Here is a 15841-nt window from a genome sequence, read left to right as displayed (position 1 = left end):
CGAAGGTACCCCTTATGAGCACGCCGCTGAAAATCGCCCGTCTGAACGCCAATCAGAGCGATTTTTCCCAGCATCTGGACGCGCTGCTGGCTTGGGAGGGTGTCTCCGATAAGGCGGTCAATGACCGGGTTGAGGAAATCATTGCGGCTGTGCGCGAGCGTGGTGATGCGGCGCTGGTGGAATACACCGGCCGCTTCGATGGCCTGCAGGTCAGCAGCATGGCTGATCTGGTGCTGGATCGCGCACGTCTGGAGCAAGCTCTTGAGCGCATCACCGCCGAGCAGCGGGAAGCCCTGGCGGTGGCCGCCGAAAGGGTCAAGCGCTATCACGAGCATCAGCGTCAGGAGTCCTGGCGCTATACCGAAGCCGATGGCACCGTGCTGGGTCAGCAGATCACTCCGCTGGATCGCGCCGGCCTCTACGTCCCGGGCGGCAAGGCGTCTTATCCCTCATCGGTACTGATGAATGCGATTCCGGCCAAGGTTGCCGGCGTGCCCGAGGTAGTGATGGTGGTACCCACGCCGCGTGGTGAAATCAACGAGCTGGTACTGGCGGCAGCCTGCCTGGCGGGTGTCGATCGCGTGTTTACTGTGGGTGGTGCGCAAGCGGTAGCCGCGCTGGCTTACGGTACCGAATCCATTCCGCGGGTCGACAAGATTGTCGGACCCGGCAATATTTATGTGGCGACCGCCAAGCGTGCGGTGTTCGGCCAGGTGGGCATCGACATGATCGCCGGCCCTTCCGAAATTCTGGTGGTATGTGATGGTCAGACCGACCCGGACTGGATTGCCATGGACCTGTTCTCCCAGGCAGAGCACGACGAAGACGCGCAGTCCATCCTGCTCTCACCTGACGCCGACTTCCTGGATGCCGTAGAGGCGAGTCTCAATCGCTTGCTGGGCGAGCTCGAGCGCGAGTCCATCGTGCGGGTCTCGCTGGAAAACCGCGCGGCGCTGATCAAGGTAGAGGATCTGGCACAGGCTTGTGAACTGGCCAACCGCATTGCGCCAGAACACCTTGAGCTGTCCGTTGAGGACCCTGATGCCCTGCTGCCGCTGATTCGTCATGCGGGTGCAATCTTCATGGGGCGGTACACTCCGGAAGCCTTGGGGGATTACTGCGCGGGCCCGAATCATGTGCTGCCTACCTCGGGCACCGCGCGCTTTTCCTCGCCGCTTGGTGTGTATGATTTCCAGAAGCGTTCCTCGGTGATCTTTTGCTCGCCCGAAGGCGCCTCCGATCTGGGCAAAACAGCATCGGTACTGGCCCGCGGCGAAAGCCTGACCGCCCACGCGCGTAGCGCGGAATACCGAATTAAACCCTGACCCCTGCACATCTGGAGAGTCCCTGTGAGCCGTTTCTGGAGCCCTTTCGTCAAGGATCTGGTGCCCTATGTGCCAGGTGAGCAGCCCAAAGTTGAAAACCTGATCAAGCTGAACACCAACGAGAACCCCTACGGCCCGTCGCCCAGGGTGGTGGACGCTATTCAGCGGGAACTGAATGACAGCCTGCGCCTCTATCCGGCGCCCAACGCCGACGCGCTGAAAGCAGAGATTGCCGAGTATTACGGCGTTAGCAGCGCCCAGGTATTTGTCGGCAATGGCTCGGACGAGGTGTTGGCGCATATCTTTCACGGCCTGTTTCAGCATGGGCAACCGGTGCTCTATCCGGACATCACCTACAGTTTTTATCCTGTCTACTGTGGGCTGTACGGTATAGACGCTGCGCCGCAGCCGCTGGATGAGGACTTCTGCCTGTCGCCCGCTGATTACCGGCAAGCCAATGGCGGCATTATCTTTCCCAACCCCAATGCGCCTACCGGCGTCGGCTTGCCGCTCGCGGAGGTCGAGGAAATAGTGCGGGGTAGTCCGGATTCGGTGGTGGTAGTGGATGAAGCCTATGTCGATTTCGGCGGCGAAACAGCTATTGCCCTGGTCGGCCGCTACCCCAACCTGCTGGTCACTCAGACCCTGTCGAAGTCGCGCTCGCTGGCTGGGTTGCGTGTCGGCTTCGCGGTAGGGCACGCTGATTTGATCGAGGCGCTGGAGCGCATCAAGAACAGTTTTAACTCCTATCCGCTAGATCGTCTGGCGATTGTGGGCGCCGTAGCGGCGATGCAGGACCGGCAATGGTTCGATGACACCCGCAAGGCCGTTATTGCTAGCCGTGACCAGCTCACCGAGGCGCTGTTGGCGTTGGGTTTTGAAGTGCTGCCATCGCAGGCCAACTTCGTGTTTACCCGACACGCGCAGCGTGACGCTGCCGAGTTGGCGCAGGGACTGCGCGAGCAGAAAGTGATAGTGCGGCACTTCAAGCTGCCGCGTATCGACCAGTTCCTGCGGATCACCATTGGCACCGAAGCGCAGAACCAGGCGCTACTGGCCGCGCTCAAAGCGATCCTGTAATTGTCTTAGCTGGCTGCGCGGAAGCTGGGGCGCACACCCACTTCTGCGCTGAAGCTGATCTCTTCGCCGTTACGCAACACATTCAGCTTGATACGGTCGCCGGGCTTGGCGCGGGCGACCTGGTTCATCGCCTGACGGCCGCTGGTGGCGGGCTGGTTGTCAATTCGCAGGATCACATCGCCGGGCAGCAGGCCCGCATTCCACGCCGGCCCGTTGCGGTACAGGCTGGCCACTACAATGCCTTGACTGATATCCAGCCCGAAGGATTCGGCCAGTTCTGGTGTCATCGGCTGTACCTCAACACCCAGCCAGCCGCGGATGACCCGTCCGTGCTGAATGATGGCCTGCATCACTTCGACCGCCAGCTTGGCTGGAATAGCAAATCCAATGCCCTGTGCCGAACCGGCTTGGGAGAAGATCGCGGTATTGATGCCAATCAAGTTGCCTTGGGCATCCACCAGTGCGCCACCCGAGTTGCCCTGGTTGATCGCCGCGTCGGTCTGGATAAAGTCTTCGTAGGTATTTAGCCCCAACTGGTTGCGGCCGGTGGCGCTGATAATGCCCATAGTGACTGTCTGACCCAGCCCGAAGGGGTTGCCAATGGCCATGACCACGTCACCAATGCGTTGCTGGTCGCGCGAGTCGATGGTCACAGCCGGCAGGTTGGGCAGATCGATCTTGAGTACTGCGAGATCCGTTTCGGGGTCGGTGCCGATCAATCTGGCCAGGGCTTCGCGGCCGTCCTGCAGCGCCACCAGAATCTCGTCCGAGCCGGCAATGACGTGGTTATTGGTCAGCAGGTAGCCATCAGAGTTGAGGATTACCGCCGAGCCCAGGCTGGATTGGCGACGCTCGGGATTCGGCAGCGAGTCGGCGTAGTCTCTGACGCTCGGATTATCAAAGTTCTGGTTGGCACGTGAGGCCGTCTGCTTGCTGGTGTAGATATTGACGACCGCTGGTGCTGCGCGTTCGACGCCGGCCGAGTAAGACACCAGGCCCATGTCGGAACGTGTTTCGGAGACTTCACGCAGTACGATATCGTGTGCCGGCAGGCCAAGCCACTGGGGGAACTGCTGAATGATCACCATCGCCAGCAATACCCCGCAAACCACTGGCCAGCCCATACTGCGCAAGAGATTCTTCATCAAACCCTGTCCTGACGTGTGTTGAGCGCTAGGGGCACCTTGGTGCCGAGATTGCGCTCGATCTGTACTGTCTGGCAGGTTGCATGAAGATCGATCTGCGCTGCCAATATGCTGTTGAATCTGGCTATCTCGCCTGGCCTGTTGCAGTGGATGTTGGCGAGGCCGTGGCGGTGATTGTGAATACCGCCTACGTGGCCCGCATTATAAGGGTTAACCACGGATTATGCAGGCGTGATCTACCTATTGTTGTAACTAGGGCGCAGAGGCCGGAAAATGGCCGCCTGATCTGTATAGGAGGAACGCTGGATGGTGGATCGCAACACACTGGTGGATTACTGCAATACCCTGTTGGCCAGCGACGCCTTTAACGACTACTGCCCCAATGGGCTGCAAGTTGAAGGGACGCAGCAGGTGCAGCGCATCGTTACCGGCGTCACCGCCAGCCAGGATTTGCTCGATGCAGCCGTCGCCGCGCAGGCCGATTTGCTGCTGGTGCATCACGGATATTTCTGGAAAGGCGAGTCCGCACCGGTAACGGGGATCAAGCAGCGGCGCCTGAAGACGCTGCTGAGCAATGACCTGAATCTGCTGGCCTACCATCTGCCGTTGGACGTGCACGCCGAGCTGGGAAACAACGTTCAACTGGCCAAGCTGCTGGGGTGGCAGGTCAGAGGTCCGCTGGAGCTTGGCAATCCGCGCTCGGTGGGGCTCGTGGGTGAGTTGCCGCAAGCGCAGACTGGCGAGCAACTGGCGCAGGCGTTGGCGGCTGCGCTGGGTCGTGCGCCGCTGTTCATTGCTGGTCATCAGCGCGCGGTCAAGCGTATTGCCTGGTGTACTGGCGCAGCGCAGGGCTACATCGACAAGGCGATCGCCCAGGGGGTGGATGCCTTTGTCACCGGCGAGGTCTCGGAACCCACTGTGCACGCTGCGCGCGAGAACGGGATTAACTTCTACGCCGCAGGCCACCATGCCACTGAACGTTATGGTGTGCAGGCGCTGGGTGAGCACCTGGCGCAGCAATTCGGCCTGGAGCACCGTTTTATCGATATGGATAACCCGGTATGAGCACGCCGGAGTAAGGAAGAACAACCACGTTCCGGCTATATCTTTATAACTTATAGGTATTGGGGCGGCGCTTATTAGAATCACAGCGCTTTGTTACAATGCCTGCCAAATTTGTGCCCGGGACTAATTCCCCCCGTTCAACGCGAGTACACCATGCTGGAAAAACTGACCCATCTAAAGCAACTGGAAGCGGAAAGCATTCACATCATTCGTGAAGTGGCAGCCGAGTTCCAGAACCCGGTCATGCTCTATTCGATCGGTAAAGACTCCGCCGTGATGCTGCACCTGGCGCGCAAGGCCTTCTATCCCGGCCGTTTGCCGTTCCCGGTGCTGCATGTCGATACCGGTTGGAAATTCCAGGCAATGTACGAGTTTCGCGAAAAAATGGTCAAGGAAATGGACCTCGACCTGCTGGTGCACCAAAACCCCGAGGGCGTAGCGCAGGGCATCAACCCCTTCACCCACGGCAGTGCGGTGCACACCGATGTGATGAAGACCCAGGGTCTGAAGCAGGCGCTCGACAAGTATGGCTTTGACGCCGCTTTCGGTGGCGCCCGCCGTGACGAGGAAAAGTCCCGTGCGAAGGAGCGCGTCTACTCTTTCCGCGACAAGCACCACCGGTGGGATCCAAAAAACCAGCGCCCCGAGCTGTGGAATGTCTACAACGGAAAGGTGCACAAGGGCGAAAGCATTCGCGTCTTCCCGCTGTCCAACTGGACCGAGCTGGACATCTGGCAATACATCTATCTGGAAAGCATCCCGATTGTCCCGCTGTACTTTGCTGCCGAGCGTCCGGTGGTGGAGCGCAACGGTTCACTGATCATGGTTGATGATGACCGTATGCCGCTGGAGCCGGGCGAAACGCCGGAAATGAAGCAGGTGCGTTTCCGTACCTTGGGCTGCTACCCGTTGACCGGTGCGGTGGAGTCTACCGCCGCCAGCCTGCCGGAAATCATTCAGGAGATGTTGCTGACGCGTACCTCCGAGCGCCAGGGCCGGGTCATCGACCACGACCAGGCCGGCTCGATGGAAGAGAAGAAGCGTCAGGGTTACTTCTAGGCTGTGTCCGACCGCACGCGGCGGAGCAGTGAACAGACAGGCCGGTGAGTGCAGGCAGTCGCCAGCGCACCGATCAACCCGAAACGGGTTGCGCCACACGAATTATTTTATGGATGCAGGCAAGAGCGTGATGCCTGCAGCTTGGAGCTAGCACAATGAGTCACCAGTCGGATTTGATCAGTCAGGACATCCTGGCCTACCTGTCCCAGCATGAACGCAAGGAATTGCTGCGCTTTCTAACCTGCGGCAACGTGGATGACGGCAAGAGCACGCTGATCGGGCGTCTGCTGCACGACTCCAAAATGATCTATGAAGATCACATGGAAGCCATCACCCGCGACTCCAAAAAATCCGGTACCACCGGTGAAGAAGTGGATCTGGCGCTGCTGGTCGATGGTCTGCAAGCCGAGCGTGAGCAGGGCATCACCATTGATGTGGCTTACCGTTACTTCTCAACCGCCAAGCGCAAGTTCATCATCGCCGATACTCCTGGCCATGAGCAGTACACGCGCAACATGGCGACTGGTGCGTCCACCTGCGATCTGGCCATCATTCTGATTGACGCACGTTACGGCGTGCAGACGCAAACCAAGCGCCACAGCTTTATCGCCTCGCTGTTGGGCATCAAGCACATCGTGGTAGCGGTCAACAAGATGGACCTGAAGGACTTTGATCAGGACGTCTTTGAAGGCATCTGCAACGACTACCGCGAGTTTGCCAAGGGCCTGGAACTGCTCGATGGCAACAGTGTGCATTTTGTGCCCATGTCCGCGCTCAAGGGCGACAACGTGGTTAACCGCAGCGAACGCAGCCCTTGGTATACCGGCCAGACGCTGATGGAAATTCTGGAAACGGTCGAGATCGCGGCCGATCGCAACCTCACCGATCTGCGCTTCCCGGTGCAGCTGGTGACCCGCCCGAATCTGAACTTCCGTGGCTTTGCCGGCACCATCGCCTCGGGCGTGGTGCACAAGGGTGACGAGCTGGTCGTGCTGCCCTCGGGCAAGCGCAGCCAGGTCAAATCCATTGTCACCTTTGACGGCGAACTGGAAGTGGCCGGCCCCGGCCAGGCGGTAACCCTGACGCTGGAAGACGAGATCGACATTTCCCGCGGTGACGTGCTGTGCCACGCCGACAACCGCCCGCTGATCGGCGATCAGTTCGACGCCACCCTGGTGTGGATGGCTGAGCAGCCAATGCAACCTGGCCGCAAGTACGACATCAAGCGCGCCACCAGCAACAGCCCAGGCTCCTTCACCCGCATTCAGCACCGTATTGATGTGAATACGCTGGAAGAGCAGAGCGCGGCGCAGCTGGCGCTCAACGAAATCGGTCGCGTCGAGCTGTCGCTTGAGCGTCCGATTGCCTATGACGACTACCAGAGCAACCACACCTCGGGTGCCTTCATCGTCATCGACCGCATGACCAACGGCACCGTGGGTGCCGGCATGATCGTCGCCAAAGGAGCGCAGAGTCACAGCGACGGTACCAGCCAGCATGGCGCCTTTGCACACGTGACCGCACGCGAGCGCGCCGAGCGTTTTGGTCAGGACCCAGTCACGTTGTTGTTCACCGGTCTGTCGGGCTCCGGCAAGAGCAGTATTGCCTACGCGCTGGAGCGCAAACTGTTTGACGCCGGTCGCGCCTGCTACGTGCTGGATGGCAAAGAGCTGCGTCAGGATCTGAGCAAGGGCCTACCGCTGGACGCCGCCGGCCGTGCCGAAAACCTGCACAAGGGGGCACGCATTGCTCGCCAGATGAACGAAGCGGGTCTGATCGCCATTGGCGCCTTTGTGGCACCGACCGAAGAAAGCCGCGCGACGGCGCGTTACATTCTGGGTGAGCGCTGCCTGCTGGTGTATCTGGATACCCCTATGGATGTTTGCCAGTCGCGCGATCCGTCCGGTATCTATGCCGCGAATGTAGAAGGCACCATCCCGGGTGTGTCCTTCCCCTACGAGGCGCCGGAAGATGCCGACCTGGTACTCAACACCGCCGAGCTGGACCTTAACGGCTGTGTCGAGAAGGTGGTTGGCCTGCTGCGCGAACGCAAGCTGATCTGATGCGGGTACAGCCATGACGCCAGCGGATATCGACTTCATGCGGCTGGCGTTGGCTGAGGCGCAGCGCGCCGCCGAGCTGGGTGAAGTCCCGGTCGGTGCCGTGCTGGTGCGCGATGGCGAGGTGATCGGCCGGGGCTTCAATCAGCCGATCAGCAGCCAGGACCCCAGTGCTCACGCAGAAATGGTTGCCATTCGGCAGGCCGCCGCTGCCGTGCAGAACTACCGTCTGCCTGGTGCCACCCTTTATGTCACTCTGGAACCCTGCACTATGTGCGCCGGGCTGCTGATTCACAGCCGCATCGGACGCCTGGTCTATGGTGCACAGGAGCCACGCTCCGGCGCTGTGATCAGTCGCAGTCAGGTGCTGGAGCAAAGCTGGATGAATCACCGGATGTTGGTCGAGGGTGGGGTGTTGGCGCAAGAGGCGAGTGAACTGCTGACGGGATTTTTCCGGGAGCGGCGCGCGAAGGGTTGAATGATGGGCTTACCCTGCAATGGGGTTGAGTCGTTTGCAATAACGCGCGCCTTGCTGGCGCGCTAGTGGCAAGATGCTTGCTGCGCCGCTGTGTGGTGCTTCCCTGTTAGATGCCGTCCGGCAGTTGCTCGAGAATTCCCGGTGCCAGATATTGCTCGGTTGCCTGTTGGCGCGATTCCGATTGCGGCTGCGTTACCCACTGCAGAATATCGTGATAGCGGCGAATGTTCTGTACGTAGTGCACGGGTTCCGAACCGCGGGCGTAGCCATAACGGGTTTGGGTGTACCACTGCTTTTTCTGCAGCAGTGGCAGAAAATCCTTCACGTCGATCCAGCGGTTCGGGTCGCGGCCGTTCTTCTCGGTCAGCTTGCGTGCATCGTCCAGATGCCCCAGCCCGACGTTGTAGGCGGCCAGCGCGAACCAGGTGCGGTCCGGTTCTGGAATGTCGGTAGACAGCTGATCGCGCACCCACACCAGGTAGCGTGCGCCACCCATGATGCTCTGCTGCGGGTCCACGCGATTGGTGACACCCACAAATTTGGCCGTGGGCAGGGTCAGCATCATTAAACCGCGCACCCCGGTGGCCGAGCGTGCCGTCTCGTCCCAGAGCGACTCCTGATAGGCCATGGCAGCCAGCAAGCGCCAGTCCAGGCTGTATTGCTCGCCAGCCTGACGCAGAAAGGTTTCATACCGCGGCAGCCGGGACTGCATGTGCTCGGCAAAGGCGCGTGCGCCCACGTAGTCGAGTACGTCGGAGTGGCCGTAAAATCGCTCGATCAGCTGATCCAGCGTGCCATCGGACTTGATGTCGGCAAAAAATCCGTTGATGGCCTCCAGCAGAGTGCTGTCGGGGCGCTGTTTCAGAGCCCAGGCCATGGGCTGCTCTTCACCCAGATCAAAGGCCACGCTGACGGCCGGATAGAACGCCTGGTTGACCACCAGCTCGTTGGAGTAGACCACGGCGGCGTCAATCTCGTCATCGTTGACCATGCGCAGCAGGTCGACCACTTCAACGCTGTCGGATTCCTCGAATATCAGCTCTGGATGATCGCTTTGCAGGGCGCGCAATTCATCGGCCAGGGTGCTGCCCTTGAGTACCATCAGACGGCGGCCATACAGATCCTCGATGCGTCGCGGCTTGCTGCTGCCGCGACGGTAAACCACCTGCGGGGTGACTTGCAGATAGGACGTGGCGAAGCGTATCTGAGCCTCGCGCTCGGGGTTGACGGTGAGACCGGCAGCGGCCAGATCGGGGCCTTTGTCGCTGCCGAGCTGCTGGTAGAGATTCTCGACCGTATCGGCGCTTTGTATTTGCAGCTCTACCCCCAAGCTGTCGGCGAAGCGCTTACTCAGCTCGTATTCCAGCCCGGTATCGCCGTTGCGGTCCTGATAAAAGGTAGTAGGGGTGTTACGGGTAATGACGCGCAGCTCTCCGGCCTCCCGGATATCTTCCAGTTGGGTGCTTTGTTCGCAGGCCGTCAGCAGCGCTGCGCACAGGGCGACTGCCAGAGCCGGGAAATGACATTTGCGGGCCGGTTTTTGTTGCATGGCGCCAGTATAGGCAAAAGCGCAGCAGCACAATAGCGCGACCTTTACCCTGTTTTGGTGGATTCTGTGCGCAGCGCGGTTGCGCGCGGCATGGCCCGTTGGCGCGGCTTGAGGTATCCTATGCGCCTTCTTTTTCCCATTTCCGCATCTCCGAGGCCGTTACCGACATGCATATCCTGCGTGGAGCCCCAGCCCTTTCCGATTTTCGCCGCAGCAAACTGCTCGCCCGCCTGCAAAACCGCGTCGCTGGTGTGACCGGTGTGTATGCCGAATTCATGCATTTTGCCGAGCTGAACGCAGCGCTGGACGAGCAATCCCAGCAGGTGCTGGAGCGCCTGTTGCGCTACGGCCCCTCGGTCGCGGTTGAAGAGCCCGCTGGCGAGCTGGTGCTGGTGATGCCGCGTTTCGGCACCATTTCACCCTGGTCAAGCAAGGCAACGGACATTGCCCGCAACTGTGGCTTGAGTCAGGTGGCTCGGCTGGAGCGCGGCGTGGCCTATTACGTCACGGGTGAGTTTGACGCTGCGCAGCGTCAGCAACTGGTCGCCGAACTGCACGACCGCATGACCGAAGTGGCGCTGGATGACCTGGAGGCCGCCGCCGGCCTGTTTGAGCATACCCAGCCCAAGCCTTTCAGCCGCGTCGACGTGCTGGCCGGTGGCCGCGCTGCCCTGGTTGAGGCCAACAGCACTCTGGGCCTGGCGCTGGCCGATGACGAAATCGATTATCTGGTCGAGAGCTTTACCGCCCTGGAGCGCAACCCCAGCGACGTTGAGCTGATGATGTTTGCCCAGGCCAACTCCGAGCATTGCCGCCACAAGATCTTCAATGCGACCTGGGATATCGACGGCCAGGCGCAGGACAAGAGCCTGTTCGGCATGATCAAGAACACCTACGAACTGCACAGCGAAGGGGTGCTCTCGGCCTACAAAGACAACGCCGCGGTGATAGAAGGCTTTACCGCCGGTCGTTTCTTCCCGGCCCCTGGCAGCAACGAGTACCGTGCCCATGAAGAGCCGGTGCACATCCTGATGAAGGTCGAGACCCACAACCACCCGACGGCGATTGCGCCTTTCCCGGGTGCCTCCACCGGCTCCGGTGGTGAGATTCGTGACGAGGGCGCCACCGGTATCGGCGGCAAACCCAAGGCCGGCCTGACCGGTTTTACCGTCTCCAACCTGCGCATTCCCGGCTTTACCCAACCCTGGGAAGAAGACAACGGCAAGCCGGCGCGTATCGTCACGCCGCTGCAGATCATGATCGAAGGCCCGCTGGGCGGGGCTGCCTTCAACAACGAATTTGGTCGCCCCAACCTGAACGGTTACTTCCGTACCTTCGAGCAGACCGTCGCCTCGCCGCGCGGCCCGGAAACGCGCGGTTACCACAAGCCGATCATGCTGGCCGGCGGTATGGGCAACATCCGCGCGACCCACGTCGAGAAGTCCGAGATTCCGGTTGGCGCCAAGCTGATCGTGCTTGGCGGCCCGGCCATGCTGATTGGTCTGGGCGGCGGCGCCGCGTCGTCCATGGCTACTGGCAGCAGCGCCGAAGACCTGGACTTTGCTTCGGTGCAGCGCGAGAACCCGGAAATGGAGCGCCGCTGCCAGGAGGTCATCGACCGCTGCTGGCAACTGGGCGACAAGAACCCCATCGCCTTTATTCACGATGTGGGCGCGGGCGGGCTGTCCAATGCCTTCCCGGAACTGGTCAACGATGGTGGCCGTGGCGGCCGCTTCGAGCTGCGTAACGTACCGAACGACGAGCCCGGCATGAGCCCGCTGGAAATCTGGTCGAACGAGTCGCAAGAGCGTTATGTGATGGCCGTACCGAACGCCGATTACGAGCGCTTTGAGGCGATCTGCCAGCGTGAGCGCTGCCCGTTCGCGGTAGTTGGCGAGGCCACCGAAGAGCAGCTGCTGGTGCTCAACGACGAACACTTCGATAACCAGCCCGTCGATATGCCGCTTTCAGTACTGCTCGGCAAGCCACCGCGCATGCACCGCAGCGTCGAGCGCGAAGCCGAGCAGGGCGATGACTTTGACGCCAGCGCGGTTGATCTGGCCGAAGCCGCCGAGCGCGTACTGCGTTTGCCGGCGGTCGCCAGCAAGAGCTTCCTGATCACCATTGGTGACCGCAGCATTACCGGTCTGGTCGCACGCGACCAGATGGTCGGCCCCTGGCAGGTGCCGGTTGCCGATTGCGCAGTCACCGCCACCAGTTTTGATGTGAATACCGGTGAAGCCATGGCCATGGGCGAGCGTACACCCCTGGCCCTGCTGGACGCCCCGGCCTCTGGCCGCATGGCCGTGGCAGAAACCGTGACCAACCTGGCCGCCGCGCGCATTGATCGTCTGTCTGACATCAAGCTGTCGGCCAACTGGATGTCCGCCGCCGGCCATCCCGGCGAAGATGCCCGCCTGTATGACACCGTCAAGGCCGTCGGCATGGAGCTGTGCCCCGAGCTGGGTATTACCATCCCGGTCGGCAAGGACTCCATGTCGATGAAAACCCGCTGGGATGACGCCGGCGCCGAGAAGTCGGTGACCTCCCCGCTGTCGCTGGTGGTGACCGGTTTTGCCCCAGTGCAGGATGTGCGCGCCACCCTCACGCCGCAATTGCGGCTGGACCATGGCCCCACCGACCTGATCGCCATCGATCTGGGGCGTGGTCAGAATCGCATGGGCGGTTCTGCTCTGGCGCAGGTGTACAACAAGATCGGCCAAAGCGTACCTGACCTGGATGACGCCGAAGACCTCAAGGCCTTCTTCGCGGTCATTCAAGGGCTGAACCAGGACGAGCTGCTGCTGGCCTACCACGACCGCTCCGACGGCGGCCTGTTTACCACGCTCGCAGAAATGGCCTTTGCCGCGCGCTGCGGTTTGAGCATCAACCTCGACGTGCTGGCGCAGGATGCCAAGGCCCTGCCTGCTGTGCTGTTCAGCGAAGAGCTGGGCGCCGTGATACAGGTCTCCCAGGACGATACCGCCGACGTACTGAGTCAGTTCTCCGCCGCCGGCCTGGGTGACTGCTGCGCCGTGATCGGCCAGCCCAGCAGTGATCCGGCCATCGTCTTCCAGTTCAACGGTAATAACGTTCTTGAGCACTCGCGTGCCGCCTGGCAGCGCGCCTGGGCCGAGACCAGCTGGCAGATTCAGCGTTTGCGTGACAACGTCGAATGCGCCGACCAGGAATTTGAAGCCATCGCCGACGATGCCAACCCTGGCCTGCAGGCGCTGCTCAGCTTTGATGTGAACGAAGACGTCGCCGCGCCGCTGATCGCTTCGGGCAACCGGCCACGCATCGCCATCCTGCGTGAGCAGGGCGTCAACGGTCAGGTAGAAATGGCCGCCGCGTTCACCCGCGCCGGTTTCACCGCCATCGACGTGCACATGAGCGACATTCTCAGTGGTCGCGTCACGCTCGAAGGCTTCCGTGGTTTGGTCGCCTGTGGTGGTTTCTCGTACGGCGACGTACTGGGTGCCGGCGAAGGTTGGGCCAAGTCGATCCTGTTCAATGCCATCGCCCGCGAGGCCTTCAGCGAGTTTTTTGCCCGCCCGGATACCTTTGCGCTGGGCGTGTGCAACGGTTGCCAGATGCTCTCCAACCTGCGCGAACTGATCCCTGGCAGTGACCACTGGCCGCACTTTGTGCGCAACAAGTCCGAGCAGTTTGAGGCACGGGTGGCTATGGTAGAAGTACAGCCTTCGCCGTCGATCTTCCTCAACGGCATGGTCGGTTCACGTATGCCGATTGCCATCGCCCACGGTGAAGGCCACGCCGAGTTTGCCGACAGCGCCGCCGTCGACGCCTGTGAAGCCGCCAACGCGGTTGCCCTGCGCTACGTGGATAACCGCGGGCGTATGACCGAACGTTACCCGGCCAACCCTAACGGCTCGCCGCGTGGCATTACCGGCCTGACCACCCGCGATGGTCGCGTCACCATCATGATGCCGCACCCCGAGCGTGTGTTCCGCGCTGTGCAAAACTCCTGGTGCCCGGATGACTGGAGTGAGGACGGCGCCTGGATGCGCATGTTCCGCAACGCGCGGGTGTGGGTGGGTTAACCTCGCCTGCAGTAGCAAATCCCCACAATCCCGGCGCCCGCCGGGATTGTGCTTTCTGGCCGTTATACCTTGAAACGCCGGCCTAAAAAGGCGTGCCCTGAAACGCCCGCCTTGAAAAAGCCCTTGGACAAAAAAGCCCGGCCTGAATTACTCTCAGTTCAAGCAAAGGAATTGCAGTTATCCCGCCTCTGCGGTGGTTCACAACCACCGTCCCGGCAAGGACAGCCGGCACTCCTTTTCTCATTAATATTGATATTCCGCCAACTTGTCCGTGGATAGGATAGGGCGGTAGCGTGCTTGTTGATTAGCCGCTAACCCAGCGGGCTCTGTACACCGGCAAAGGCATTACCAAGGACATGGGTATAAATCTGCGTGGTACGTACATCGGTATGCCCCAGCAGCGTCTGCACGGTGCGAATATCGCTACCACGGCGAAGCAGCTCGGTAGCGAAGGTGTGTCGAAAGGTATGGCAGCTGGCAGGCTTACCAATCGCTGCCTCGCGCACTGCGCGCCTCACCACTTTTTGCACGGCGCTAACATGCAAGTGGTGCCGAACTATGTTGCCCTCATCGTCTGCGCACAACCCCGTGGAAGGGAACAGCCACTGCCACTCCAGCGACCGTGCCGCGTTAGGGTATTTGCGGCGCAGAGCGTAGGGCAGGCTGGCGTCACACTGGTAGAACGCGTCTTTCTCGCTCCAGGCACACCGTATGCGGGCCCGGCGCTCTCGCAGTGGTTCAATCAGTGGCGCCGGCAGCAGCGTGGTGCGGTCCTTATCTCCCTTGCCGCTGCGCACCGTGATGATCTGCCGGTCAAAGTCGATATCTTTAACTCGCAGCCTACAGGCTTCGACAACACGCAGCCCCGAGCCGTACATCAGCGAAGCGATCAGCTTATGAGGCTCAGGCAGCAGCCCAATGATCTGGGTTGCCTCGGAATGCGTCAGCACCGTCGGAATGCGCGCAGGGCGTTTGGCCCGAACAGTGTCGCCGATATCGCCCAGCGGACGATCCAGCACCTTGCCATACAGAAACACCAGAGCATTGAGCGCCTGATTCTGTGTAGCAGAAGCCACATGCCTGCTCACCGCCAGCCAGGTAAGAAATTCGTTGACTTCAGCCGGTCCCATGTCCAGCGGATGACGCATGCGGTGATAACGCAGGAAGTAGCGTATCCAGTACCAGTAAGTCTTTTCGGTACGAATGCTGTAATGATTGACCCTGATGACGTTGCGAAACTGTTCGCGCAGGCGCGGTTTGGGAGCAGTGGTTTCCATGCGGCGTCCTTGCTGTATGTTTGTACAGTATTATTGAGAGCAGAAAAAGAGGAAGTCAAGCGATTACAGCTTGCTGACTGCGTTGCGCGCGCAAGCTATTGTTTTCGTTTGGTAATTTTAATCCTTGGAAGTCGGCGTAGTGCGTTGATATGAAGACGGCACTAATATGCAATGATAAAGCCGGCGGTCCACTTAGCTGTTAGAGGTCATATGTACGGAATACCAAAGGAGTTGAATCTTGATCTAATGGCAGGCTCTGAGTGTACTCAAATCAGAGTCGGGCAATTTGACATCCAGTTTTCTTTTGGTGAGGTTGACTTCGCCGTCCAATCTAGAATTGGCTTGTTTAAAAACGAAGTAGAGATTGGAGCGTGGGAAGAAGGGAATTGGCCAGACTCTGCTTTCTACGAAATAATGAATGTACCGGTAGAATCTGTACGAACTCAGGGTGCAAAGGCCATTGTTATTACCCTAGAGAATGGTTTATCTGTTCATCTTTGTGATAACTCAGAACAATTTGAAACAATGCAAATTTCAATTGGTGGGGGCGAACCTTGGATCATCTAAAAACCTCTAACAAGTCAAAGCACGCGGACTTGGTAAAGCTGTCACCTTTTTCGCTTGCGCAAAAAAGCCGCCAACTTCACCAAGCCAGTGTTTGAGGCGTTAGGCATAAAAGCAAAGGAATGTGCCCGCATGGAAGTCCGCAAAATTCAAACCTCAACAATCTATCGTTAGG

11 protein-coding genes are annotated in these 15841 nt (G+C 60.1%); 8 read left to right on the top strand and 3 right to left on the bottom strand.

All coding sequences use genetic code 11. The features are described 5' to 3' along the window. The first annotated feature begins 14 nt into the window (after positions 1-14). Both hisD and hisC read left to right on the top strand, forming a co-directional pair. Positions 15-1325 carry a histidinol dehydrogenase gene (gene hisD, locus V7747_RS16245; RefSeq protein WP_335617063.1) on the top strand — a complete coding sequence of 437 codons (1311 nt, stop codon included), beginning with the start codon at positions 15-17 and terminating at the stop codon, positions 1323-1325. A gap of 24 nt (positions 1326-1349) precedes the next feature. Beyond that, on the top strand, positions 1350-2405 hold the full coding sequence (gene hisC, locus V7747_RS16240; protein ID WP_335617062.1) for a histidinol-phosphate transaminase: 1056 nt from the start codon (positions 1350-1352) through the stop codon (positions 2403-2405). 5 nt (positions 2406-2410) lie between these two features. Here hisC and V7747_RS16235 read toward each other — a convergent pair whose 3' ends face one another. After that, positions 2411-3550 (bottom strand): S1C family serine protease, encoded by a 1140-nt coding sequence (locus V7747_RS16235; RefSeq protein WP_335617061.1) that lies wholly within the window; start codon positions 3548-3550, stop codon positions 2411-2413. Positions 3551-3856: 306 nt separating this feature from the next. Here V7747_RS16235 and V7747_RS16230 point away from each other — a divergent pair, with 306 nt between their 5' ends. From V7747_RS16230 to tadA, 4 genes are all read left to right on the top strand, one after another. Continuing rightward, positions 3857-4615: a Nif3-like dinuclear metal center hexameric protein gene (locus V7747_RS16230; protein WP_335617060.1), complete on the top strand. Its 759-nt coding sequence runs from the start codon at positions 3857-3859 to the stop codon at positions 4613-4615. A 153-nt stretch (positions 4616-4768) separates the two neighbouring features. Then, a complete protein-coding gene (gene cysD, locus V7747_RS16225; RefSeq protein WP_092287902.1) occupies positions 4769-5674 on the top strand; it encodes a sulfate adenylyltransferase subunit CysD in 906 nt (301 codons plus the stop codon). A gap of 155 nt (positions 5675-5829) precedes the next feature. Next, positions 5830-7737: a sulfate adenylyltransferase subunit CysN gene (cysN, locus tag V7747_RS16220; RefSeq protein ID WP_335617059.1), complete on the top strand. Its 1908-nt coding sequence runs from the start codon at positions 5830-5832 to the stop codon at positions 7735-7737. Between the two features lie 13 nt (positions 7738-7750). Beyond that, a complete protein-coding gene (gene tadA / locus V7747_RS16215; RefSeq protein ID WP_335617058.1) occupies positions 7751-8212 on the top strand; it encodes a tRNA adenosine(34) deaminase TadA in 462 nt (153 codons plus the stop codon). Between the two features lie 106 nt (positions 8213-8318). On the opposite strand, the gene mltF is transcribed toward tadA, so the two are convergent. Further along, entirely contained in the window at positions 8319-9761 is a 1443-nt protein-coding gene (gene mltF / locus V7747_RS16210) for a membrane-bound lytic murein transglycosylase MltF (protein ID WP_335617057.1), read from the bottom strand. A 167-nt stretch (positions 9762-9928) separates the two neighbouring features. Here mltF and purL point away from each other — a divergent pair, with 167 nt between their 5' ends. Further along, a complete protein-coding gene (gene purL / locus V7747_RS16205; protein WP_335617056.1) occupies positions 9929-13825 on the top strand; it encodes a phosphoribosylformylglycinamidine synthase in 3897 nt (1298 codons plus the stop codon). A gap of 311 nt (positions 13826-14136) precedes the next feature. Here the strand turns inward: purL and V7747_RS16200 are convergent, their stop codons facing one another. Further along, complete coding sequence (locus V7747_RS16200; RefSeq protein ID WP_335617055.1) at positions 14137-15102, bottom strand: integron integrase; 966 nt, start codon at positions 15100-15102, stop codon at positions 14137-14139. A gap of 231 nt (positions 15103-15333) precedes the next feature. Here V7747_RS16200 and V7747_RS16195 point away from each other — a divergent pair, with 231 nt between their 5' ends. Then, positions 15334-15669 (top strand): hypothetical protein, encoded by a 336-nt coding sequence (locus V7747_RS16195; protein ID WP_335617054.1) that lies wholly within the window; start codon positions 15334-15336, stop codon positions 15667-15669. The last annotated feature ends 172 nt before the right edge of the window (positions 15670-15841 follow it).

Source organism: Halopseudomonas sp. (assembly GCF_036960865.1).
Lineage (GTDB): Bacteria > Pseudomonadota > Gammaproteobacteria > Pseudomonadales > Pseudomonadaceae > Halopseudomonas.
This window is presented reverse-complemented; position numbering and strand designations above follow the sequence as displayed.

What these genes read in the sequence shown, in the direction of transcription:
- hisD (WP_335617063.1), top strand. Translation starts at nt 15, where the DNA reads ATGAGCACGCCGCTGAAAATCGCCCGTCTGAACGCCAATCAGAGCGAT.
- V7747_RS16235 (WP_335617061.1), bottom strand. Translation starts at nt 3,550, where the DNA reads ATGAAGAATCTCTTGCGCAGTATGGGCTGGCCAGTGGTTTGCGGGGTA.
- V7747_RS16230 (WP_335617060.1), top strand. Translation starts at nt 3,857, where the DNA reads ATGGTGGATCGCAACACACTGGTGGATTACTGCAATACCCTGTTGGCC.
- cysD (WP_092287902.1), top strand. Translation starts at nt 4,769, where the DNA reads ATGCTGGAAAAACTGACCCATCTAAAGCAACTGGAAGCGGAAAGCATT.
- cysN (WP_335617059.1), top strand. Translation starts at nt 5,830, where the DNA reads ATGAGTCACCAGTCGGATTTGATCAGTCAGGACATCCTGGCCTACCTG.
- tadA (WP_335617058.1), top strand. Translation starts at nt 7,751, where the DNA reads ATGACGCCAGCGGATATCGACTTCATGCGGCTGGCGTTGGCTGAGGCG.
- mltF (WP_335617057.1), bottom strand. Translation starts at nt 9,761, where the DNA reads ATGCAACAAAAACCGGCCCGCAAATGTCATTTCCCGGCTCTGGCAGTC.
- purL (WP_335617056.1), top strand. Translation starts at nt 9,929, where the DNA reads ATGCATATCCTGCGTGGAGCCCCAGCCCTTTCCGATTTTCGCCGCAGC.
- V7747_RS16200 (WP_335617055.1), bottom strand. Translation starts at nt 15,102, where the DNA reads ATGGAAACCACTGCTCCCAAACCGCGCCTGCGCGAACAGTTTCGCAAC.